We start from the raw sequence: 21,002 nt of genomic DNA, 5'->3' as shown, positions 1-21,002 counted from the left end.
TTCGAGTCCACTGTGAGGCTTTTGGGTGATCGACGGGTGTGGTGGGTTCGGGTCTGCTGGTGGTATGCGGTACGGCGATGGCGGTGGCGTTGACCAGGTAGAGCGTGTGCGGCGTGAGCGAGTGCGGCAGCGGGCGGCGGAACTGTTCGCGGCTGATGTGTCGGCGATCGAGGTCGCGCAGCGGCTGGAGGTATCGACGAAGTCGGCGTATCAGTGGCGGCGGGCCTGGGTTACCGGCGGCGCACAGGCTTTGGCCTCCAAAGGAACTTCAGGCCCGGATCCGAAGCTGTCCGACGGTCAGTTGGCGCGGCTCCGGCAACGCCTCGAACAAGGCCCGGCAGCGGCCGGCTACGGCGAGGACCAGCGCTGGACCCTGGTCCGGGTGGTGGCGTTGATCGCCACCCTGTTCCACCTGCGTGTGTCGATGACCACGGCGTGGCAGGCGATGCGCCGGCTCGGCTACACCGCTCAAATGCCGATCCACCGTGCTGCCGAACGTGACGAGGCGGCGATCGCCGCGTGGCGGCGGTACCAATGGCCATCGCTAAAAGAGTCGCCGCCCGCCGCGGCGCGTGGATCTGTTTCGCCGACGAGTGCGGCCAAACGTTAAGGGCGCACAAGGCCACCACCTGGGCACCGAAAGGTGTCACTCCGGTGGTGAAGGTGACCGCCAAAGGCACCGTGCGGGTGTCGGTGGCCGGGCTGTGCTGTTACCGGCCCGGGCACCGCAGCCGGCTGATCTACCGCACCCTGCTCTACCGCGGGCGTAAAGGTGAACAGAAAGGGTTCCGCGAACCCGAGCTGATTCGCCTGCTGGATGCCGCTCACCAGCAGCTACAAGCACCAATCGTGCTGGTCTGGGACAGGCTGTCGCTGCACAAGACACCCGCGATCCGGGCGGCTATCGCCGCCCGGCCGTGGCTACGCGTCTACGAGCTACCGGCCTACGCGCCGGAACTCAACCCGGTCGAGAAGGTCTGGTCGACCATGAAAGGCAGCCTGGCCAACCTGGGCGTCCGCACCGCCACCGACCTGGCCACAGCGGTGAAGAACCGCCTCAACCGCATGCAATACCGACGCGGCTTGATCGACGGCTTCTTCACCGGAACAGGTCTATCACCACCGACACCAGCCAGACCCTGACCGCAAAAGGTGTCTAGGCTGCGCGGGTGGGATTGACAACCGCGCAGGCCCTGGCCCTGCGCATGCGCAGCCTCCTGCTCACCCCGGGCGCCGCGCCCGGCACCGTCGCCGGCATCGTCGAGTGGTTCGGCGCGATGCAGGCGCAGGACATGGCCAGCGGCCTGTGGTCGCTGGGCGTGCGCCTGCCCGGCGCGACAACCGGCGACGTCACCGCCGCCCTGGAGCGTCGCGAGGCGATCCGCACCTGGCCGATGCGCGGCACCGTGCACCTGGTGCCGCCGGCCGACGCGCACTGGATGCTGGAGCTGATGGGCGTGCGCGCGCTGGCCGGGGCGGCGAAGCGCCGGGAGACCATCGGGCTGTCCGAGGCGATCGCCGAGCGCGGCGTCGAGATCCTGGCCACGGTGCTCAAGGGCAACCGGCTGACCCGCGCCGAGTGCCTGGCGGCCCTCGCTGAGGCGGGCATCACGCTGGGCCCGCAGATGGGTTACCACCTGCTCTGGTACGCGAGCCAGCGCGGCGTCACCTGCATCGCCCCGCACATCGGCAAGGAGCAGACGTTCGTGCTGCTCGACGAGTGGGCGCCCGAGCCGCACCGGCCCGACCGGGCGGCCGCGCTGGGCCTGATGGCGCTGCGCTACTTCCGCGGCCACGGCCCGGCGACCCGGGCCGACTTCGTGCGCTGGACCGGCCTGACGATGGCCGACACCCGGGCGGGCATCGCCGAGGCGGGCGACCGGCTCACCACGGTCCGGGTCGACGGCGCCGAGATGGTGGTGGACCCGGCCCTGCTCGACCCGCCCCCGCCGGCGTCGCCCGGCGGCTGGGCGGCCCTGCCCGGCTTCGACGAGTACATGCTGGGCTACAAGGACCGCACGCTGATGCTGGAGGCCGAACACCTGACCGCGGTCGTGCCGGGCGGCAACGGGGTGTTCCGGTCGACGCTGGTGCGGGCCGGCCGGGTGTGCGGCACCTGGACCAGGACGCTGGGCAAGAAGGCGGTGACGGTCGAGGTCCAGCCGCTGACGCCGCTCGACGCGGGGGAGCGGGCGCAGGCCGAGGAGGCGCTGCGGCCGTACGCGGAGTTCGTCGGGCTGCCGCTGGTGGTCCGCTGGCCCTAAGTCAGGTCCCGGAGGAGCTCCAGCACCCGGTCCGCGCAGCCCCAGGAGAGGCTGACCCCGGCGCCGCTGTGGCCGTAGTTGTGCACCACGTCGCGGCCGCCGAGCCGTTCGTGTTCCAGCCGGATCTCCGGGCGTTGCGGCCGGACGCCGGTGCGGTGCCCGAGCACCTCGGCGGTCGCGATGGCGGGCACGATGCCCGCGCACCGCCGCACGATCCCGGCGGCCACCTCCAGGTCCGGCTCGGGGTCGTCCTGGCCCTTGTCCGCGCTGCCGCCCAGCAGCAGCACGTCGCCCTGGGGCAGCAGGTAGGTCATCTCCTCGAGCTCCTCGGTGTGCTCGGCGAAGAACTCGCGCACCCCGGGGTTGCGCACGGCCACCAGCTGGCCGCGGATCGGCTCGACCTCGGGGTCGGGCACGAGCTCGCGGGCGCCGATCCCGGTGCAGTTGACCACGACCGGCCCGAGGTCCTCGTCCAGCGAGCGCACCCGCCCGAGCTCCACGACGCCACCCGCCGCGCCCAGCCGCCGCTCCAGATAGGCCAGGTACGGCGGCATGTCGATGATCGGCGCGGTGTACCGCCAGCCGCTGGCGAAGCCGCCGGGCAGTTCCGCGGCGGCGCACTCGCGGAAGCCGGGCAGGTCGTGCGCCCAGCCCGGCGACGGGATCCGCTTGCGGGAGGCCTCCATCCCGGGCACCAGCCGCACCTCGGGCCGGCCCGCCCCGGCCAGGTCCCGGAACACCTGGTAGCTGCGGGCACTCCAGCTCAGCACCAGCGGGTGGTGGGCGTAGATCGGGTCCCAGATCGCGCCGGCCGCGGCCGAGGTGCTCTGCTCGGGCCGGCGCAGCGCGCGGACCCGGACGCGCATCCCCGCCTCGGCCAGCCGGACGGCCGTGGTCAGGCCTGATACGCCGGCGCCGACTATCAGGACCTCGGGTCGGGCAGCGGTCATCGCCCGACGCTAACCGGGCCCGGACCGTTATCGCGTAGAGCGACGTAAATGTACGGCGGCTGCGGACAATGGCGCGTGAAGGTTGTCCCGCGCGCCGGTGAGGTGCTAGCAAAATCTACCGAGTGTTCGTTTCCGCATACTGAGCGTGTTGCAATCCGCGATCGGATGCGGTGCAATCGACTGGCTGGCGACACGCGTGGCACGGGGCCGCGCCGCTGGGGAGTCATCGGTCACCGCTGACCCTTGCGCGCCGTCCGGCGTCTCCCCGGTGTTCGCACCGCCGTGCGTGGGGGAGCCGATGCTGATCGCGGGCGAGGTGCACACGGGACTGCTCCGCGGGTCCGACCCGGTGACCGCCGACCGGGCCCGGCGCCTGGTGGACCTGGTGGTCGGCGAGCCGGTCCTGGTGTCGCACCGGCCGATGGCGTACGTCCGCTCCCCGGAGATCCCGGTGGGTGTCGACTGTGGAATCGGCGGGGCCGGCGCCGGCCGCCGGGTGCGCGGCGTCGGCACCGCCCTGCAACGGGCCGCGATCACCGGTGGCCACGTCGTGCAGGGCTCCGCCGCCACGACCCTGGTCCGCGCGGGCGGCAGCACCCGGCAGCCGTGGTCGCACTACCTCACCCGGCCCGGCGTCATCGAGACGTTGGGCCGGACCCGCTGGGACGAGGTCGCCGAGGCCCTCACCGGCACCGACCGGCCCGGCCCCACGCTCGACCTGGGCGCGATGGCAGGCCGGGTGGCCGACCGCGTGCAGCGCGCCGCGCCGCGCGGCGGACCCGCCCCGCTGCGGGCCTCGCGGACCCGGCTGCGCTGGACGGCCCGGCCCGGCGAGCAGCCGCTGGTCCGGTTCTCGGTCCGTGCCGACGACCTGCGCCTGCTGGAGCTGTCGGTGCCGGCGGAGCCGGCCGGGCTGGCCGGCGAGCTGACCGCGCTCGCCGAGGACGTGGCGCTGCACGACTGGCTGCTGAGCACGCTGCTGGAGCTGGTCGGTAAGAGCGCGCTGGGCGTCGTCGACCGGCAGGCGGCCCTGCAACGGCTGGTGCCCGCGATCGACTACCTGCTGCACCTGTGGATGCCCGGCGCCCGCGGCGGGGAGATCTCCGCGGCGGTGTGGGCGAGCCTGGATCGGCGCCCCGGCTTCAGCCGGCAGTGGCAGACCCTCGTGCACCGGATCCGGGACCAGCTGTCCGCCGGGGCCGTGGCGGCGCTGGCAGCGGCGGGTCCTCGATGATCGCGCTGCGCGGCCAGTCGGCGGAGCACTCCAGCGTGACCCGCAAGGCACTGGTCACCGTCGTGCTGGGCGGGGCCACCTTCCTGATCACCAACGCGCTCAACCAGCCCCAGCACGTCCAGATCACCCTGTCCATCCTGATCGGTGGCATCGCGCTGATCCTGCGGTTCCTGGTCGACTTCGAGAACCGGCTCGCGGCCGTCGAGCAGCTCGAGAAGGACGGCATGACCGAGATGAAGCAGATGGTCGGCGACGTCTTCTCCGAGATCAGCGAGGCCACCGAGCTGTTCGGCCTGATCGAGGCGTCCGCGCTGCAGACCGACCTGGTCACCCAGCTGGTGCGCAACTCGACGCAGATCTCGCCCACCTCGCCGCCGATCGTCTACCACTTCGTCCAGGCCAAGATCAGGGAGACCTCGGACTTCCTCAAGCAGCTCTCCGAGGGCGGCACGGTCACCTACTACGGCGAGGACCGCGACTGGCTGCTCGGGCTGACCCGCAACGCCACCACCAGCATCGACGCGATCAGCATGGCGGCCGTCGACCACGACCTGTGGCAGAGCGAGATCGGCCAGCGTTACCTCGACGCCCAGCGCCGCGCGGCCGGCAGCGGCAAGCGGGTCCGGCGCATCTTCGTGCTCGACTCGCCCGCGATGGCCGAGGACCCGGCGATCCGGCGGGCCTGCGAGGAGCAGCGCGACATGCGGATCGACGTGCGGCTGCTGGACCGTGCGGCGGTGCCGCCGCCGCTGCGGGTCCAGGTCCGCGACCTGATCGTCTTCGACGACACGCTGGCGTACGAGACCAACCCGACCACCACCGTGGACCCGCGGCACGCGCAGATCGCCGAGACCCGCCTGGTCCTCAACGACTCCCGGGTCAAGGAGTGCGCGCAGCTCTTCCGCGAGCTGTGGGACGTCTCCCGCCGCCCGGACGTCGAGCGCACGGGGTGATCGGCGGCTACTGGAACGCGTACCGGAGCCGGTCGACCACCTCGCCGGGCAGGGTGATCCCTTCGGCGCCGGCCCGCTCGCGGACCTGCGCCGCGACGGCCGGGTCGACCGCGACCTGACCGAGGATAGTGCGCACGGCCAGCTCGATCGGCAGGAACCGGGCGGCGAGCGCGGAGAAGGTCCGGTACGCCCGGAACGGCGCGGCGTGCGGGTTGAGCTGCACGACGGCCGGCAGCCGTTCCCACTCCTCCGGCGCCTCCCGCGGGGTCATCGGCCGCGGCTCGCCGACCGGCTCGCCCAGGTGCCGGATCAGGCCCAGCCGCTGCAGCTGCCAGACGGCCGCAAGGAACGGGCACGACCACCGCGGCTGCTCCGCCGGCCCGTTCCACAGCTCGATGTCGACGAAGATCGAGTGGTTCTGCACGGCGCTCTGCCGCGGCGGCTGCCAGGCCCGCGGCGCGGCCATCGCCGACGCGGGCCCCTCGCCGCCGCGTTCGCCGTTGCTCAGCCAGCCGCTCACCGCCGTGGGCGGGCGGCCGCCGTTGTCGCCCTCGGGCGGCTCGGCCACCAGGTGCTGGCGGACCAGCGTCGCCACGTCGACGCCGTCGGCGACCGCACACCCGGACTCCCGGGCCACGTAGTCGATGGTGAGCCCGGCCTCGGCCGCGGCCGCGACCAGGTCGGCGATCACCGCCCGCGGCGTGCTGAACCGGGTGAAGTAGTCGTCGATCAGGAAACACGTGCTCACCCGCGGCGGCCGTTCGCCCAGCTCGCCGGCGCACGCCCGGACCGCCGCCGCGACCCACGGCCGGACCGCCTCGAACTGGGCCAGCAGCCGCGGCCGGCCCGCCTGGAAGTCGTCCATGTAGAGGTGACCGAGCTCGACGGACAGGTGCGACAGCGCGACCTTGCGCACCACCGGGGTGGCGCTCTCCTCGGTGAACACGCCGTCGTAGGCGGTCACAGCCCGATCCAGGCGTCGTCGTCGACGACCTTCTTGGCCAGGTCGTCGAACGCGTTGACGGTGCGCTGGTTGGCGGTGCGGTGCAGCCACACGTCGTCGTTGGACAGCAGCTGCTCCTGCCACTGCAGCACCGGGTCGAGCGGGATCTGGCCGAGCACCGTGCTCCGGCCGACCTGCGCGCGGCTGGCCAGCTCCTGCAGCCGCCGGTTGCAGACGTCGAGCCAGGCGAGCTGCTCCGGGCGCAGGCCGGCCTGGTCGGGTGAGGCCGGATCGAGCACCGCCGTCCGGACGAAGCGGATGGCGGCCTTGAGCGCCGCGGGGTCGTGCCCGAGCTGGGTGCCGGTCTGCAGGATGCCCTGCGGGCCGTGCACCAGCCCGGCCGCCGCGATGATGTGCTGCCGGGTCCACCGGTGGAAGACCAGCCAGCGGGCCTCGACCTCGCGCAGCGCCGCCGCCGCGGTCGCCGCCAGCACGATCTCGGTGGCGTACGAGCGGCCCGCGCTGAGGTCCACGATGACCAGGTCGAACTCGGTGTCCGCCTGGACCAGCAGGTCGATGCAGCGGTCCACGACGCCGGGCTGGGCGTGGAACTCGCCGCGGCCGCTGTCGCCGGGATACAGGGTCAGCCGGCCGGCGCCGGCGGGCCGCACCCGCAGCACGTCGCGCTCCGACTCGGCCCAGATGTCGATCCGGCGCGGGCCGGCCACCCCGTCCACCAGGTAGCTGTGCAGGCCGCCCTCGGGCACGCCGGCCAGCGCGCCCGGCAGGTCGAAGATGGCGCCGGAGGTCGGCGACCCGAAGTCGAAGTCGAGGTAGCAGCAGTCGCCGCCCTGAAGGGCGTGCCGGTATGCCACGTTGCTGCTGGTCACCGACCGCCCGGTGCCGCCCTTGTCGGAGGTCGCGAAGATCAGCACGGTCAGCTCGTCCCGCTGCTGGCGCGGCGCGCCGCCGAGAGCCGGTCGAGCTTGCGCAGCACCTCCTCGGTGACGGCCACGGCGACGCCCGGCCGCTCGCCGCGCACCGCCCGGGCCCGGCGCAGCTCGACGCCGATCCGGTCGAGCTCGACCCGCAGCTGCTCGCCGCTGTCGGTCGAGCCGTTGAGCAGCTCGCGGTCGTACAGGTGGTCGGCCTCGTTGAGCAGGTCGGCGGCGATCTGCGCGAGCAGGCCGCTGCGCAGCGGCGGCTCCTGGATCACCCGGGCGGCGGTGACCAGGCAGTCCACCACGCGCTTGGTGTAGTACCAGGAGACCTCGGTGAACTCGACCCGCAGCTGCGGGAAGGCCCCGGCGGGCTGGTCCCACAGGCCCCGGGCCGGGCCCTGCCGGATCACCCGCTGCTGCAGGTGGCCCCAGAGCTCGTCGGAGAGATCCAGCAGCCGGCTGCGCGAGGTGCCCTCCGACAGCAGGCTGGCCAGGTTGAGCGTGCGCTTGAGCAGCAGCGGCGAGATGTCCGCGACCGTCCAGGCGAGCCGGGGCCCGCCCAGCTCCTCGCTGCCGACCAGCGGGAAGTGCAGGCCGGGGTGGTGCACGTCCAGCGCCGGCTCCCGCTCCGAGGAGCGGCGGGTGATCCGGCTGCGGTTGGCCAGCTCGTCCAGCACCGCGGCCACCCGGGTCAGCTCCGCGTTCGAGGCGCGCATGGCCACCATGTTCTGCACCACCATGCCGCTGACCAGCAGGCTCAGGTAGTCGAACTCGATGCCGTCGGTGGTCCGCCAGGGCAGGTCCTCCAGCGGCCAGCGGCCGGAGCCGAAGGTGGCGATGGTGGCCCAGTAGGAGCGGGCCAGCTCCCAGCGCAGCTGCAGCGCCTGCGCCAGTTTGGACTGTGCCTCGTCGAGCAGGCCCAGCAGCCGGGTGCGCTCGGCGAACAGCGTCTGGATCGCGTCCAGCGCGACGGTGGTGAAGTACAGGTACGGCGCGTTCTCGGCCACGCCGTCGCGCTGCACGCCGACGTCCACTGTGGTCTCGATCAGCGGCGCCTCCTTGACCAGCCCCCAGGACCAGCCGCACTCGAACAGCCGGTTGGGGATGTCGAGCTCGCTGCTCTCGGCCGCGCCGGAACCGATGGTGACGTCGTCCCGGAGCCGGGCGTTGATCTCCCGCAGCGCCTCGCGCAGCTCCTCGACCACCTGCCGGGTCGGCCGCCGTTCCTGGTTCACAGTGCGGATCAGCTCGCGGCCCAGGTCCTCGTCGGCGGAGAAGACGTTGACCGCGAAACTACGCAGCAGCCCCACCATCGCGGCGGTCAGCCGGGTGTTCGCCATCTGTTCCAGCCGGTCCACGTCCGCCAGCAGGCCGGGCCGGGTGACCACGGTGCGGAACACCTTGGTGAAACCGACGATGGCGAGCATCAGTGTGACCGAGATGGAGAACGAGTCGACCACGTCGAGCCCGCGCTGCTCGGTCTTGATCTCGTCGCCCTCGGCGTCGGGCTGGAAGTAGGTGTCGCCGGAGAAGATCGGCGTGCCGTCCGGGGCGGTGTAGCGCACCAGGTAGCCGGTCAGTGCCTCGATCAGCCGCTGCGGCACCTGGATGTCGTCGCCCAGCACGCCCAGTGCGGCGATCACGTCGCTGGCGGCGGCGTCGGGCTTGTCCAGGCGGAAGATCGGGACCTCGGTCGCCGGCGCCATCAGGCAGAGCAGCTGCTCGGCGTCGCTGATCGAGTTGGCGCCCTCGCGGCCGCCGAACCGCCAGGCATTGTCGGGGTAGGACAGTCGTGCGGTCGCGCGCCAGGCATCCAGGAGCTGTTGACGTGGCTGGATCTGCATCGGTGTGCCGTCACCTACCCGTCCGTGGGTCAGTTACGTCTTTCTGCGGCCGGTTGCCACGATCATGCCGCAGTAACCCTCCCGGAGGTCCTCACTGTCCACTGTCCGGATCCGGACACCGGTGGCGACCTGGTCGAGCGCCTGGCGCACGTCGCGTTCGTCCACCGAGCAGGCCGGGTAGTCCCGGTTGCCGACCCGGTAGCCGGAGGAGTCGCGCATGAAGGCGGCCGCGAACGGCGCCCGGGGCACCAGCGAGTTGACGAAGGACTGGGTGGCGCGCTCGAACTCGTCGTTGCGCGTGGTGATCGACTCGGCGACGAAGAACATGGTGCCGATGTCGAACTGGCCGGGGCGCAGGCTGAAGATGTTGCCCTTGACCACCTGCGCGCGCCGGCCCAGCAGGTCGAACGGGTTCTTGATGGACGCGTACGCCTCGCGGCCGACGTTCATGTGCGACCAGAACTGCCACCAGGACGGGTGTGGCTTGAGGACCTCGGCGGCCAGCCAGTCGCGGTTGGTGAACGCGCGTTCGTAGAGGGTGACCTCGGCGGCGAAGGGCAGCATCGCCAGCGCGGGATAGAGGTTGGCGCCGGCGCCGACGTCGATGGCCCGGGGGCGCAGCCGCCGCGGGGTCTGGTGCGCCTGGAAGAAGTCCGCGACGAAGTCGATGATCTCCTCGTCGTCACCGCGCAGCTTGCTGTAGTTCTTCTCGAAGTACGCCGCGGAGTCGAACGAGTCCCACGGGAAGTCGGCGTTGACCAACGGCAGCGCGGCAACCTCGGTCGCGGAGCCGGGACGAGGGTCCAGGTCGGTCACGAAACTTCCTCCGGCGATGGGTGAGCTGTCGCGGTCGCTGGGGAAGCTGCCCGAATCAGCCACTTCTTCCAGTTTAAGGCCTTGCTGAGCCCGCATTTCTGCGGTGCAACTTACGACATCTGTGTGCCGAGTCGGCGCGTGGCGCGCGGGCAGTTTCCTGCATTCTGACGCATCACGCCAACAGGCGTCCCCCGGTTGGGCGAACTGTTACCCGGGAGCAGGCCAGCGAACCAGATCGGGCCGGGGCCGTCAATCGATGGACGGCGACACTATCTGTTAACAACCCTTGATATTCACGATGGTGCCCGTGAGGATGGTGAGGACCGGGCAGGTCATCGATGCGTCAGGAGCGGCCATGAGCAGACGTCGTACCGTATTCGCGCTGGCAGCCGGCGCTGCCCTGATGCTGGCGGCCACCGTCGTGGCCGCGCCGGACGGACTGGCCGCGCCGGTGCCGGCGGCCGCGGTGGTCTGCTCGGCTCCGGCGTGGACGGAAGGCCCCACCTACACCGCGGGCACGCAGGTGACCTACGCCGGGAAGCTGTACTCGGCGCTGGTGACGCACACCGCGTACGCCGGGGCCGGTTGGAATCCCGCCGCCACGCCGTCGCTCTGGCGTGACCTCGGCGCCTGCACCGGCGGCCCGACGACCCCGCCGCCGACCACCCCGCCCCCGACGACTCCACCCCCGACCACCCCGCCGCCGACCACGCCGCCGCCCACGACGACGCCGCCGCCCGGCGGCAGCACCTGCGCGGTCAAGTCGCGGCCCGCGGGCAAGGTGCTGGTCGGCTACTGGGAGAACTGGGACGGCGCGAGCAACGGCGTGCACCCCGGCCTGGGCTGGCTCCCGATCAACGACAGCCGGCTGGCCCAGCACGGCTACAACGTGATCAACGCGGCGTTCCCGGTGATCCGGTCCGACGGCACGGTGCTGTGGGAGGACGGCATGGACGCGGGCGTGAAGGTCTCCACCCCGGCCGAGATGTGCGCGGCCAAGGCGGCCGGGGCCACCCTGCTGATGTCGATCGGCGGTGCCGCGGCCGGCATCGACCTGAGCTCGAGCACGGTCGCGGACCGCTTCGTGGCCACCGTCGTGCCGATCCTGCAGCGGTACAACTTCGACGGCATCGACATCGACATCGAGACCGGGCTGACCGGCAGCGGCAGCATCACCACGCTGTCGGCCTCGCAGGCCAACCTGATCCGGATCATCGACGGGGTGCTCGCCCGGATGCCGGCGACCTTCGGCCTGACGATGGCGCCGGAGACCGCGTACGTCACCGGTGGCAGCGTCACCTACGGCTCGATCTGGGGCTCCTACCTGCCGATCATCAAGAAGTACGCGGACAACGGCCGGCTCTGGTGGCTGAACATGCAGTACTACAACGGCAGCATGTACGGCTGCGCCGCCGACTCCTACGGCGCCGGCACGGTCCAGGGCTTCGTGGCGCAGACCACCTGCCTCAACACCGGGCTGGTCATCCAGGGCACGACGATCCGGGTCCCGTACGACAAGCAGGTGCCGGGTCTGCCGGCTCAGGTCGGGGCCGGCGGTGGGTACATGACGCCGGCGCTGGTGACGCAGTCCTGGAACAGCTTCAACGGCAGCCTCAAGGGCCTGATGACCTGGTCGGCCAACTGGGACGGCTCGAAGGGCTGGACCTTCGGCGACAACGTCAAGCGCCTGCAGGGCCGCTGATCATGCAATGTGCTGGGTCCGCCGTGGAGACCGGCGTCGCGGCGGACCCATCGTCATTCGTCCTTCGCCGCGTTCCACATCGATTCGAACCGCTGCTTACGTTCCGCCACTCGGGACTGTTCCACCACCAGCGCCACGCTGATGATGGCCTCGCGAGTCTCTGCGCCGAGTATCGACGATGAGTGCAACTCGTAGCTCGCAGCCTCGTCGAAGAGGATGTAGTCGACGAGTTTGGTCTTGAGCAGGAAGTCAACGCTCGACTGTCTCAGCACGCGCGTCTCAATGCCGATCTGGCGATGCGGTTCTCGAAGCTCCCGCAACCGTCCCTCGTCTTCTGCATCCTTGTCGGTCAGCAGAAAGACGCGCCGGATGCGCACCCCTCTCTCGGCGATGGCACGGCGCTGTGCCTCGAGGTACCGCTGGCCCAGGATGCTGGACCAGAAGTCCTCGTCGACGTAGCTGTTGTGGCCGGTGAACGAGGTCATGCTGGTCGCGTCGATCGAGTGCGACGTGCAGTCCGTCAGACCGAGAAGCCAGTTGGGGTCCTCGCCGTCGTCCACGGCCATGCCGTTCTGCAATCCCTCGAACAGTCTGATGAGCCGGTTGATCTGGTGGTCGGCGAAGCGCCGGGACAGCTCGTCGTGCGGGCCGACCCGGGCGGCCGACTCCACCAGGCGGGTGACGTTGTCGGCCTTGAGTGCGGTGGCCTCGACGCTGGCGTAGAGCGCGGTCGCGGCGCTGATCGCGGCGAACCGGCGCTCCACCAGCTCCTCGATCCGGTCGACGTGCTCGGCCTGCTCGGCCGCGAACCGCAGCATCCGGTTGTCGTAGTCGATCAGCACCTGGACCACCAGCACGATGCCGCCGACGAACACCGACATGGTCAGCTGCCAGATCTCCGGCTGATCGGTGGCCTTGGTGAGCAGGTACGTGAGCCCGCCGGCCAGCGCGGTAACGAGGATCCTGGTGCTGATCTTCACGCGCACTCCTCACGGATGGTGGTCGGATCGATGCACATGGTCAGTCTGTACGGGTGTGACCGGGAGCGCACTTCCCTCAACTTCTTTGAATCTGAAATAGTTGACGGGTCAAACGCGTTGTGCGGATCAGTCGGGACGACAGGCCCCGGCCCGAGGCTCAGGAGCGGTCATGCAGTTCGGGATCTTCACCGTCGGCGATGTCACGCCCGACCCCACGAACGGGCGGCGCCCCACCGAGCACGAGCGGATCAAGGCGATCGTCGCCATCGCCAGGAAGGCCGAGGAGGTCGATCTCGACGTCTTCGCGCTGGGTGAGCACCACAACGAGCCGTTCGTGCCCTCGTCGCCGACGACGCTGCTCGGCTACGTCGCCGCGCAGACCGAGCGGCTGCTGCTGTCCACCTCCACGACGCTGATCACGACCAACGACCCGGTCAAGATCGCCGAGGACTACGCGATGCTCCAGCACCTGGCCGACGGCCGGGTCGACCTGATGATGGGCCGCGGCAACACCGGGCCGGTCTACCCGTGGTTCGGCAAGGACATCCGCGCCGGGATCCCGCTGGCGGTCGAGAACTACGCCCTGCTGCACCGGCTGTGGCGCGAGCACACCGTCGACTGGAAGGGCAAGTTCCGCACCCCGCTGCAGTCGTTCACCTCGACCCCGCGCCCGCTGGACGGCGTGCCGCCGTTCGTCTGGCACGGCTCGATCCGCAGCCCCGAGATCGCCGAGCAGGCCGCCTTCTACGGCGACGGGTACTTCGCCAACCACATCTTCTGGCCGGCCTCGCACACCCAGCGGATGGTGGCGCTCTATCGCGAGCGCTTCGCCCACTACGGCCACGGCGCGCCGGACCAGGCCATCGTCGGCCTCGGCGGCCAGGTGTTCATGCGGAAGAACTCGCAGGACGCGGTGCGGGAGTTCCGGCCGTACTTCGACAACGCGCCCGTCTACGGCCACGGCCCGGCGATGGCGGACTTCACCCGCGAGACGCCGCTGACCGTCGGCAGCCCGCAGCAGGTCATCGACCGGACGCTCGGCTTCCGTGACTACGTCGGCGACTACCAGCGCCAGCTGTTCCTGATGGACCACGCCGGCCTGCCGCTGAAGACCGTGCTGGAGCAGCTCGACCTGCTCGGCGAGGAGGTCGTCCCGGTGCTCCGCAAGGAGTTCGCGGCGCTCAAGCCGGCACACGTGCCCGACGCACCCACCCACGCCTCGCTGGTCGCGGCGGCCCAGCAGGAGAAGGTCCAGGCATGAAACAGCGCACCCTCGTCGTCGTCTCGGCGGGGCTGAGCCAGCCGTCGTCCACCCGCCTGCTTGCGGACCGCTTGTCCGCGGCGGCGGTGGGCGCGGCCGCCGGCCTCGGCGTCCAGCTCACGGTCCAGGTGGTCGAGCTGCGCGACCTGGCCCACGACCTGATGAACCACCTGCTGACGGGCTTCCCGCCGGCGCCGCTGAAGCGCGCCCTCGACGCGGTCGAGGCGGCCGACGGCCTGATCGCCGTCACGCCCATCTTCACCGCCTCCTACAGCGGCCTGTTCAAGTCGTTCTTCGACGTCCTGGGCAAGGACGCGCTGGCCGGCAAGCCGGTGCTGATCGCGGCCACCGGCGGCACGGCCCGGCACTCGCTGGCGCTCGACCACGCGCTCCGGCCGCTGTTCGGCTACCTGCGGGCGGTCACGGTGCCGACGTCGGTCTTCGCCGCGACCGACGACTGGGGCGGCGACGAGAGCGCGGGCCAGCTGCGCGGCCGGATCAACCGGGCGGCCGACGAGCTCGCCCGCGAGATCGAGCGCCGCGAGCCGGCGACGGTCGAGGACCCGTTCGCGCTCACCACCTCGTTCGAGGAGCTGCTCGCCGGCGGCTGAGTGGAGGCCCACCGGTACGGGTAGAACCCGGGCAACGACAAAGTGGGGGTGTCATGGCCGAGATCGTGCTCATCCGGCACGGGCAGACCGAGTGGAGTGCGAACGGCAGGCACACCTCGTACACGGATCTGGACCTGACCGAGGCGGGAGTGGAGCAGGCCCGGCTGGCGGGGGAGCGGCTGTCCGGCCGTACCTTCGCGGGGGTGTTCTCCAGCCCGCGCAAGCGGGCACTGCGGACCGCGGAGCTGGCCGGCCTGGCGGTCACCGAGACCACCGAGGACCTGGCCGAATGGAACTACGGCGAGTACGAGGGCGTCACCAGCGCGACGATCCGCGAGACCCGCCCGGACTGGTCGCTCTGGACCGACGGGGCGCCCGGCGGCGAGACCCCGGCCGAGGTGGCGGACCGGCTGGACCGGGTGCTGAGCCGCGCCCGCGCGCTGCTGACCGGCGGCGACGTGGCGGTGGTCGCCCACGGGCACGCGCTGCGGGTGGCGGGCGCCCGCTGGATCGGCCTGCCGGCCGGCGGCGGCGGGCTGCTCAAGCTGGGCACGGGAACCCTGTCCACGCTGGGCTTCGAACACGGCAATCCGGTCATCGACACCTGGAACGCCGGCTGATCCGGCCGGCCCACCGTCACGCCGGCGCGGTCGGCGGCCCGCCGGCGGCGACCGGGGCCAGGTCCGGGATGCCGTAGCGGGAGTCCAGGATCTGCATCGCCGCGCCCGCCGCGATCACGTCCGCGCCCAGGCTCGACAGCGTCACCTCCGCGGTCTGCCAGTCGGCGCGGGGCACCTCGGTGCGGACCGCGTGTTGCACCTCGGCCCGGTAGGTCGCGGCGTGCGCGAGCAGGTCCGCGCCGGCCAGCACCACGTGCGCCACGTCCAGGGTCTGCAGCAGGTTCACCACGCCGACCGCCAGGACCCGGGCCGCCGCGCGCAGGTCGCCCGCCTCCGCCGCGCGGTCGTGCACCGCCTCCAGGCAGCCGCGGCGGCCACAGACGCACGGCGGGCCGGACAGGTCGACGACCGTGTGGCCGAACTCGCCCGCGTTGGTGTGCGCGCCGCGGTGCGCCGCGCCGTGCAGCCACAGGCCCGCGCCGACCCCGGACTCCACCATGATCAGGGCGGCGTCGCGGAAGGCCGGGCCGTGCCGCCAGGCCTCGGCGGTCACCCCGGCCGTGACGTCCTTGTCCAGGTGCACGGGCAGGCCCAGGGCCTGCTCGGCCAGGGCGCGCAGCGGTACGTCGTGCCAGTGCCGCAACCGGTGGGCGTCCCGGACTGTGCCCTGGGCGTGGTCCAGCGGCCCGACCATGCCGATGCCCAGCCCGGTCAGCCGGCCGCGGACGTCGTGCGCGGCGGTGATCCGGTTGATGCCCGCGGCCAGCTCGGTCAGCAGCGTCTCCGGGGTGAAGTCGGCCGGCAGGGGAGTCACCGCCGAGTGCCGCACCGTGCCGGCCAGGTCGGTCAGCACCAGCCGCAGGCCGCGGCGGGTCACGTGCGCGCCGATCGCGTACCGGCTGTGCGGGACCAGCTCGTACACGCCCGCGGGCTTGCCGATCGCCGGGCGGCGTACGCCGGCGGGGGTGATCAGGCCGTGCTCGACCAGCCGGGCCAGCACCTTCGACACCGCCTGCGGGGTGAGCCCGGTGGCCTCGGCGATCGTCGCGCGCTCGAACGCCGGCCGGGTGCGGGCCACCGCCATCACCAGGGCCTCGTTGTAACCGCGCAGGAAGGTGAGATCGGCCATCCCGCCACTCTATTACGCAACACTGTTGTTAAAGTCGGCGACCGTGGAGGATCTGAGCCGTAGGCGCCGCTGGGCCGCCCTGCTCGCGCTGGCCCTGGGCGGGGTGGCGATCGGGCTGACCGAGTTCGCCGCGATGGGCCTGCTGCCCGAGGTGGCCCGGGACCTGCTGCCCGAGGCGTACGCCCGGTCGGCGCCGGATGCGGTCGCCCAGGCGGGCTGGACCATCACCGCGTACGCGCTGGGGGTGGTCGTCGGCGCGCCCACCATCGCCGCGCTGACCGCCCGGGTGCCGCGCAAGCGGCTCGTGCTCGCGCTGCTGGTGCTGTTCGCGGCCAGCACCGTCGCCTCGGCGCTCGCCCCCACGTTCGAGCTGGTGCTGGTGGCGCGCTTCGTGGCCGCCCTGCCGCACGGCGCCTACTTCGGCGCGGCGGGGCTGCTGGCGGCGAGCCTGATGGGCCCGGGCAACGCGGCCCGCGGGTACGCCGCCGTGCTCAGCGGGCTGACCGCGGCCAACGTGGTCGGCGTGCCGCTGGTCACCCGGCTCGGGCAGGCGGCCGGCTGGCGGATCGCGTACCTGGTCATCGCGCTGGCCTTCGCGGCGACGCTGGTCGCCGTCCTGGCGATCGTCCCGACGGTCGCCGCGGTGGCCGACGGCTCGCCGCGCGCCGAGCTGCGGTCGCTGCGCAAGCCGCAGGTCTGGCTGGTCGCGGCCACCGCGGCGGTGGGCTTCGCCGGCTTCTTCGCGGTGAACAGCTACATCGCGCCGGTCACCACCGACGTCACCGGGCTGGCGCCGGCGACCGTGCCGTGGGCGCTGGTCGCGATCGGACTGGGCATGACCGTGGGCAACGCGCTGGGCGGCTGGTTCGCCGACCGGGACCTGCGGCGCAGCCTGCTGATCGGATTCGGCTCGGTGATCGCGGCGGTGATCGTCTTCGGGCTGGTCGCGGCGCACCCGGTGGGCCTGTTCGCCGGGGCGTTCCTGGTCGGTGCGACCAGCCTGTTCCTGGGCCCGGCGCTGCAGGCCCGGCTGATCGCGGTGGCGCCGGGCGCGCAGCTGATGGGCGCGGCGGTGAACCAGTCCGCGATGAACGTGGCGAACAGCCTCGGCGCGGCGCTGGGCGGCCTGGTGATCGCCCGCGGCTACGGCTACCTGGCGCCGACCTGGGTGGGGGTCGGGCTCGCGGTCGCCGGGCTGGGGCTGGCGGCGCTCAGCTTCCGCACCGAGCGCCGGCCCGCGCCGGCCCCCGAGCCGGCGCTGCGCTGACCGGCTGACACGTGTAACTTGCTCGTGTCAGCGACGGAATCGGCAGCGGTGGCGCACGGCAAGAGGTGCCAGTCATGACAGACCCCACGCCCCGCAGGGTGACCAGCGCCGACGTGGCGCGGCTGGCCGGGGTCTCCCGGGCGACCGTCAGCTACGTCCTCAACGACACCCCGCACCAGACCATCTCGGCGGCCACCCGCGGCCGGGTGCTCGACGCGGCCACGAGCCTGGGGTACGCGCCCTCCGCGGCGGCCCGGGCCCTGCGCACCGGCCGGTCCGACGTGGTGCTGTGCCTGCTGCCGGACTGGCCGATCGGCCCGGAGGTCGGCGCGCTGCTCGGTAACCTGTCCACCGGGTTCGCGCGCAGCGGCCTGACCTTCGTCGCGCACCCGGGCAACCACGCCGACCGGCCGATCGCGGACCTGTGGAAGGCGATCACCCCGGCCGCGGTGCTGGCGTTCACCGACTTCAGCGCCGCCGAGATCACCGCGATGCGCGCGGCCGGCGTCGCCCTGGTGGTGGGCCTGCTCGGCCGCGGCACGGCACCGCGCCGCGAGCTGGCCGTGCCGCAGCAGCGGGTGGGCCGGCTCCAGGCGGAGCACCTGACGGCGGCGGGCCACACCACGATCGGCTACGCCTACCCGGACGACGACCGGGTCCGGATCTTCGCGGAGCCGCGCCTGGCGGGGGTCCGGGCGGCGTGCGCGACCGAACCGTCGGTCCGGATCGTGCCGCTGGACCCGGCCGCGGCGGCCGAGGCGGTACGGCGGTGGCACGCGGAGGGCGTGACGGGGGTGTGCGCCTACAACGACGAGGTGGCGATGGCGGTGCTGGCGGGAATGCGCCGCCGGGGCCTGCACGCCCCGGCGGACCTGGCGGTCGTCGGGGTGGACGACATCCCGGCGGCGCGGCTTGCGGAGCCGGCCCTGACGACGGTGACCACCGACCAGGCGGCGGTGGCGGCACACCTGGCGACGACGGTGCTGGCGGCGATCAACGGCACCGAACCGCCGGCGACGGATCTGACCGGCATCGTCACAGTCATCCACCGCGACTCCGCCTGACAAGACAACACGCCACGCCGGGGGGAGGCCGCGCCACGCCGGGGTAGGCCGCGCCTGGGGAGGCCGCACTGCGCGCGACAAGACTCCGCGCCACGCCCGGGTAGACCGCGCCACGCCCGGGAAGACCGCGCCACGCCCGGCGAGGGCTACGTCCGGGTCAGTGGCTGCCGAGGCCGTCCGCGGCCGCGAAGGCGGCCGTCGCCCTCTCGTGGTCGCCGCCGCCGGCCAACACCGTCAGCAGCAGGATGCGGGCCTTGGCCGGATCCAGCGACCCCGCCGGGATCAGCCCGCGCCCGAGCAGATCCCGCTCCGAGCCGGGGAAGCCGTACGTGTCCGCCAGCACCGGCCCGGCCAGGGTGCGCGACGCCAGCACCACCGGGATCCGCGCCGCCAGCCCGGCCAGCGGCGCCACCCACCACTCCGGCAGGTGTCCCGCGCCGAACGCCGCGACCACCAGCCCGTCCGCCGGGCGGTCCAGCTCCGGCTCGTCGGCCCCCAGGGTCGCGACGATCAGCGGTACGCGGGGCAGCCCGTCCCCGGCCGGCCGGGGCAGCACCAGCCGGCGCTCCGGTGCGTTCCGGAACCGCACCCGGCCCTCCACCAGCCGTCCCACCGGCCCGCCGTCCGCCGACCCGAAGGCCGCCACGCTGGTGGTGTGGGTCTTGCGGACCCGGGCCGCCGCGTGCAGCTCGTCGGCGAACGCCACCAGCACGCCCCGCCCGCGCGCCCCGGGGTCGGCGGCCACCGTCAGGGCGGCCAGCAGGTTCGCCGGTCCGTCCGCGCCGGCCTGCCGGGGCGGGCGCATCGCGCCGGTGACCACCACCGGCTCGGGCCGGTCGTGCAGCAGATCCAGCAGGTAGGCGCACTCCTCCAGGGTGTCGGTGCCCTGGGTGACCACGACCCCGTCCGCCCCCGCGGCCAGCAACGCGGCGATCCGGCGGGACAGCGCGAACACGTCGCCGAGCCGCAGCGACGCGCTGGGCACCGCGGCGACATCGACGAGATCGAGCTCCAGGCCGAGCCCGGCCGCCCCGGGTACGGCCGCGAGCAGCTCCGCGGCGCCGAGGGCCGGCGTCACCCCGCCGTCGCCGGTCGCCGTCATCGCGATGGTCCCGCCCAGCCCGCACACCACGATCCTGGTCACGGCCGCCACCCTACGCACTGACACCAGACCCACAGCCGGCGCACATGGGCAGCCCAGCCAGGCGGAGTTGGCTGGTAGGCAGCCGAGACCTGGGGGGTCGCAGACATGCTTGTGCAGCTGAACCGGAACGAGACCAACCGTACGTTCACCCCGAACTCCACCGCCGTGCCGCTGCCCGATCTCAACTCGCAGCGGGTCAGCCCGATCGTCGCCGTGCTCGGGCAGCCCGGCCGGGTCGCGGCGCTGGGCGCGCACCTGCCCGCCGGGTGGCGGCTGCGCTACCCGGCGGGCCTGGACGACGTGGTGGCCGAGGAGATCGTGCTGTGCAGCGGCGCCACCGAGGCCGAGGTGCTGCGGGCGCGGGCGGCGCTGCCGGCCCGTACCCGGATCGTCGCCCTGCTCGACGACGACGCCCGGGCCGAGCTGGTCGCCGCCGTGCTCACCGCCGGGGCGGACGTCTGCGTACGCGGCGGGATGCCCGCCATCCTGGCCAGCCACCTGGTCGCCTGCCGTCGCCGGCAGCTCGCCGACCGGTGGCACACCCTGAACGACAGCCTGCCGGCGTACTGAGACCGGACCGGCGCCGCCACCCGGCGACGCCGATCCGGGGGTCTCAGCTCGCCGGCGCCGAGCTCGCCGCCGGGGCCAGGGCCTGGCACGCCGCGAGCGCCTTCTGTGCCGCCGGGTCACCGGTGGCCAGGGCGGCGCCCTCGCCCAGCGACACCCCGTTGTCCTCCAGGCAGTTGCGGTAGGCCGGGCTCAGCCCGGTGCCGTTGCCACGGCCGGCGCCGCCGGGGCGGCCGCTCGGCATGACCGAGGCGCACGCCTGCTGCGCCTTCTCCCAGGTTGCGTCGTCCACGCCGGCCGGCTTGCCGAAGCCGCCGCCGCCCGGGAACCCGCCACCGCCGGGCCGGGCGCTGCCCGACGGCCGGGGCAGGCCGGACGGCGCGCCCGACGGGCGCACCCGGGCCCCGCCGGACGGCATGGTGATCGTGACGCCGTTCTTCGCCAGGCATTCGGTGTACGCGGCGAACGCGCTGTTCCCGGCCCCGCCGTCGGGCCCGGCGCCGCCGGTGGCCGGGGTGTCCGTGCCGCCCCCGCACGCAGCCAGGAAAAGCAGCGCCGCGGACGCGACGACCGGCCCCACGAGGCGCCGGGGTGACGTGATTCTGAGCTGCGGCACGGTCTCTCTCCTCTTTCCAGCGGACACGACGGTCCAGACAAGACCGCGCACCTCGCCGCAGCCTGCGACGCGGCTCGGAATCAGCTAGGAGAGCGC

21 protein-coding genes are annotated in these 21,002 nt (G+C 72.8%); 12 read left to right on the top strand and 9 right to left on the bottom strand.

Going from position 1 to position 21,002, the window contains the following annotated elements:
- The first annotated feature begins 64 nt into the window (after positions 1-64).
- From ACIBQZ_RS39285 to ACIBQZ_RS39275, 3 genes are all read left to right on the top strand, one after another.
- Positions 65-610, top strand: a complete 546-nt coding sequence (locus ACIBQZ_RS39285) for a winged helix-turn-helix domain-containing protein (RefSeq protein WP_396094028.1) — start codon at positions 65-67, stop codon at positions 608-610.
- On the top strand, positions 535-1,143 hold the full coding sequence (locus ACIBQZ_RS39280; RefSeq protein ID WP_396094027.1) for a transposase: 609 nt from the start codon (positions 535-537) through the stop codon (positions 1,141-1,143). Before ACIBQZ_RS39285 ends, ACIBQZ_RS39280 begins: the two co-directional genes overlap by 76 nt.
- 62 nt (positions 1,144-1,205) lie before the next feature.
- Complete coding sequence (locus ACIBQZ_RS39275) at positions 1,206-2,264, top strand: winged helix DNA-binding domain-containing protein (RefSeq protein ID WP_396094045.1); 1,059 nt, start codon at positions 1,206-1,208, stop codon at positions 2,262-2,264.
- Here ACIBQZ_RS39275 and ACIBQZ_RS39270 read toward each other — a convergent pair.
- Positions 2,261-3,214, bottom strand: a complete 954-nt coding sequence (locus ACIBQZ_RS39270) for an FAD-dependent oxidoreductase (RefSeq protein ID WP_396094026.1) — start codon at positions 3,212-3,214, stop codon at positions 2,261-2,263. The genes ACIBQZ_RS39275 and ACIBQZ_RS39270 overlap by 4 nt on opposite strands.
- Positions 3,215-3,512: 298 nt before the next feature.
- Here ACIBQZ_RS39270 and ACIBQZ_RS39265 point away from each other — a divergent pair, with 298 nt between their 5' ends.
- Positions 3,513-4,448 (top strand): SCO2521 family protein, encoded by a 936-nt coding sequence (locus ACIBQZ_RS39265; RefSeq protein ID WP_396094025.1) that lies wholly within the window; start codon positions 3,513-3,515, stop codon positions 4,446-4,448.
- Positions 4,445-5,401 (top strand): DUF6879 family protein, encoded by a 957-nt coding sequence (locus ACIBQZ_RS39260; protein ID WP_396094024.1) that lies wholly within the window; start codon positions 4,445-4,447, stop codon positions 5,399-5,401. Before ACIBQZ_RS39265 ends, ACIBQZ_RS39260 begins: the two co-directional genes overlap by 4 nt.
- 7 nt (positions 5,402-5,408) lie before the next feature.
- Here ACIBQZ_RS39260 and ACIBQZ_RS39255 read toward each other — a convergent pair whose 3' ends face one another.
- From ACIBQZ_RS39255 to ACIBQZ_RS39240, 4 genes are read right to left on the bottom strand one after another with little or no spacing between them, the layout of a single operon-like run.
- Entirely contained in the window at positions 5,409-6,365 is a 957-nt protein-coding gene (locus ACIBQZ_RS39255; protein WP_396094022.1) for an SCO2522 family protein, read from the bottom strand.
- Positions 6,362-7,279: an SCO2523 family variant P-loop protein gene (locus tag ACIBQZ_RS39250; protein ID WP_396094020.1), complete on the bottom strand. Its 918-nt coding sequence runs from the start codon at positions 7,277-7,279 to the stop codon at positions 6,362-6,364. Before ACIBQZ_RS39250 ends, ACIBQZ_RS39255 begins: the two co-directional genes overlap by 4 nt.
- A 2-nt stretch (positions 7,280-7,281) precedes the next feature.
- Positions 7,282-9,129, bottom strand: a complete 1,848-nt coding sequence (locus ACIBQZ_RS39245; protein ID WP_396094019.1) for an SCO2524 family protein — start codon at positions 9,127-9,129, stop codon at positions 7,282-7,284.
- Between the two features lie 33 nt (positions 9,130-9,162).
- The gene (locus ACIBQZ_RS39240) at positions 9,163-10,008 is read right to left on the bottom strand and encodes an SCO2525 family SAM-dependent methyltransferase (RefSeq protein ID WP_396094018.1); all 846 of its coding nucleotides are present in this window, start codon (positions 10,006-10,008) and stop codon (positions 9,163-9,165) included.
- Between the two features lie 292 nt (positions 10,009-10,300).
- On the opposite strand from ACIBQZ_RS39240, the gene ACIBQZ_RS39235 reads away from it, so the two are divergent.
- Entirely contained in the window at positions 10,301-11,647 is a 1,347-nt protein-coding gene (locus tag ACIBQZ_RS39235) for a carbohydrate-binding protein (RefSeq protein ID WP_396094017.1), read from the top strand.
- A 53-nt stretch (positions 11,648-11,700) separates the two neighbouring features.
- Here ACIBQZ_RS39235 and ACIBQZ_RS39230 read toward each other — a convergent pair whose 3' ends face one another.
- A complete protein-coding gene (locus ACIBQZ_RS39230) occupies positions 11,701-12,627 on the bottom strand; it encodes a hypothetical protein (RefSeq protein ID WP_396094016.1) in 927 nt (308 codons plus the stop codon).
- A gap of 169 nt (positions 12,628-12,796) precedes the next feature.
- Between ACIBQZ_RS39230 and ACIBQZ_RS39225 the strand changes: the two genes are divergently transcribed.
- From ACIBQZ_RS39225 to ACIBQZ_RS39215, 3 genes are read left to right on the top strand one after another with little or no spacing between them, the layout of a single operon-like run.
- Complete coding sequence (locus ACIBQZ_RS39225; protein WP_396094015.1) at positions 12,797-13,888, top strand: LLM class flavin-dependent oxidoreductase; 1,092 nt, start codon at positions 12,797-12,799, stop codon at positions 13,886-13,888.
- Entirely contained in the window at positions 13,885-14,499 is a 615-nt protein-coding gene (locus ACIBQZ_RS39220; protein WP_396094014.1) for an FMN reductase, read from the top strand. Before ACIBQZ_RS39225 ends, ACIBQZ_RS39220 begins: the two co-directional genes overlap by 4 nt.
- 53 nt (positions 14,500-14,552) lie before the next feature.
- Positions 14,553-15,119, top strand: coding sequence for a histidine phosphatase family protein (locus ACIBQZ_RS39215; protein ID WP_396094013.1), 567 nt, complete (start codon positions 14,553-14,555; stop codon positions 15,117-15,119).
- 16 nt (positions 15,120-15,135) lie between these two features.
- On the opposite strand, the gene ACIBQZ_RS39210 is transcribed toward ACIBQZ_RS39215, so the two are convergent.
- Positions 15,136-16,248, bottom strand: coding sequence for an ROK family protein (locus ACIBQZ_RS39210; protein WP_396094012.1), 1,113 nt, complete (start codon positions 16,246-16,248; stop codon positions 15,136-15,138).
- Between the two features lie 43 nt (positions 16,249-16,291).
- On the opposite strand from ACIBQZ_RS39210, the gene ACIBQZ_RS39205 reads away from it, so the two are divergent.
- Both ACIBQZ_RS39205 and ACIBQZ_RS39200 read left to right on the top strand, forming a co-directional pair.
- Positions 16,292-17,515: an MFS transporter gene (locus ACIBQZ_RS39205; RefSeq protein ID WP_396094011.1), complete on the top strand. Its 1,224-nt coding sequence runs from the start codon at positions 16,292-16,294 to the stop codon at positions 17,513-17,515.
- A 74-nt stretch (positions 17,516-17,589) separates the two neighbouring features.
- Complete coding sequence (locus tag ACIBQZ_RS39200) at positions 17,590-18,579, top strand: LacI family DNA-binding transcriptional regulator (protein WP_396094010.1); 990 nt, start codon at positions 17,590-17,592, stop codon at positions 18,577-18,579.
- Positions 18,580-18,736: 157 nt separating this feature from the next.
- Here the strand turns inward: ACIBQZ_RS39200 and ACIBQZ_RS39195 are convergent, their stop codons facing one another.
- Positions 18,737-19,723, bottom strand: coding sequence for an asparaginase (locus ACIBQZ_RS39195; protein ID WP_396094009.1), 987 nt, complete (start codon positions 19,721-19,723; stop codon positions 18,737-18,739).
- Between the two features lie 105 nt (positions 19,724-19,828).
- On the opposite strand from ACIBQZ_RS39195, the gene ACIBQZ_RS39190 reads away from it, so the two are divergent.
- Positions 19,829-20,293: a hypothetical protein gene (locus tag ACIBQZ_RS39190; protein ID WP_396094008.1), complete on the top strand. Its 465-nt coding sequence runs from the start codon at positions 19,829-19,831 to the stop codon at positions 20,291-20,293.
- 43 nt (positions 20,294-20,336) lie between these two features.
- Here ACIBQZ_RS39190 and ACIBQZ_RS39185 read toward each other — a convergent pair whose 3' ends face one another.
- Positions 20,337-20,906, bottom strand: coding sequence for a hypothetical protein (locus ACIBQZ_RS39185; RefSeq protein WP_396094006.1), 570 nt, complete (start codon positions 20,904-20,906; stop codon positions 20,337-20,339).
- Positions 20,907-21,002: the final 96 nt, after the last annotated feature.

The organism is Actinoplanes sp. NPDC049599, from assembly GCF_044465625.1.
Lineage (GTDB): Bacteria > Actinomycetota > Actinomycetes > Mycobacteriales > Micromonosporaceae > Actinoplanes.
This window is presented reverse-complemented; position numbering and strand designations above follow the sequence as displayed.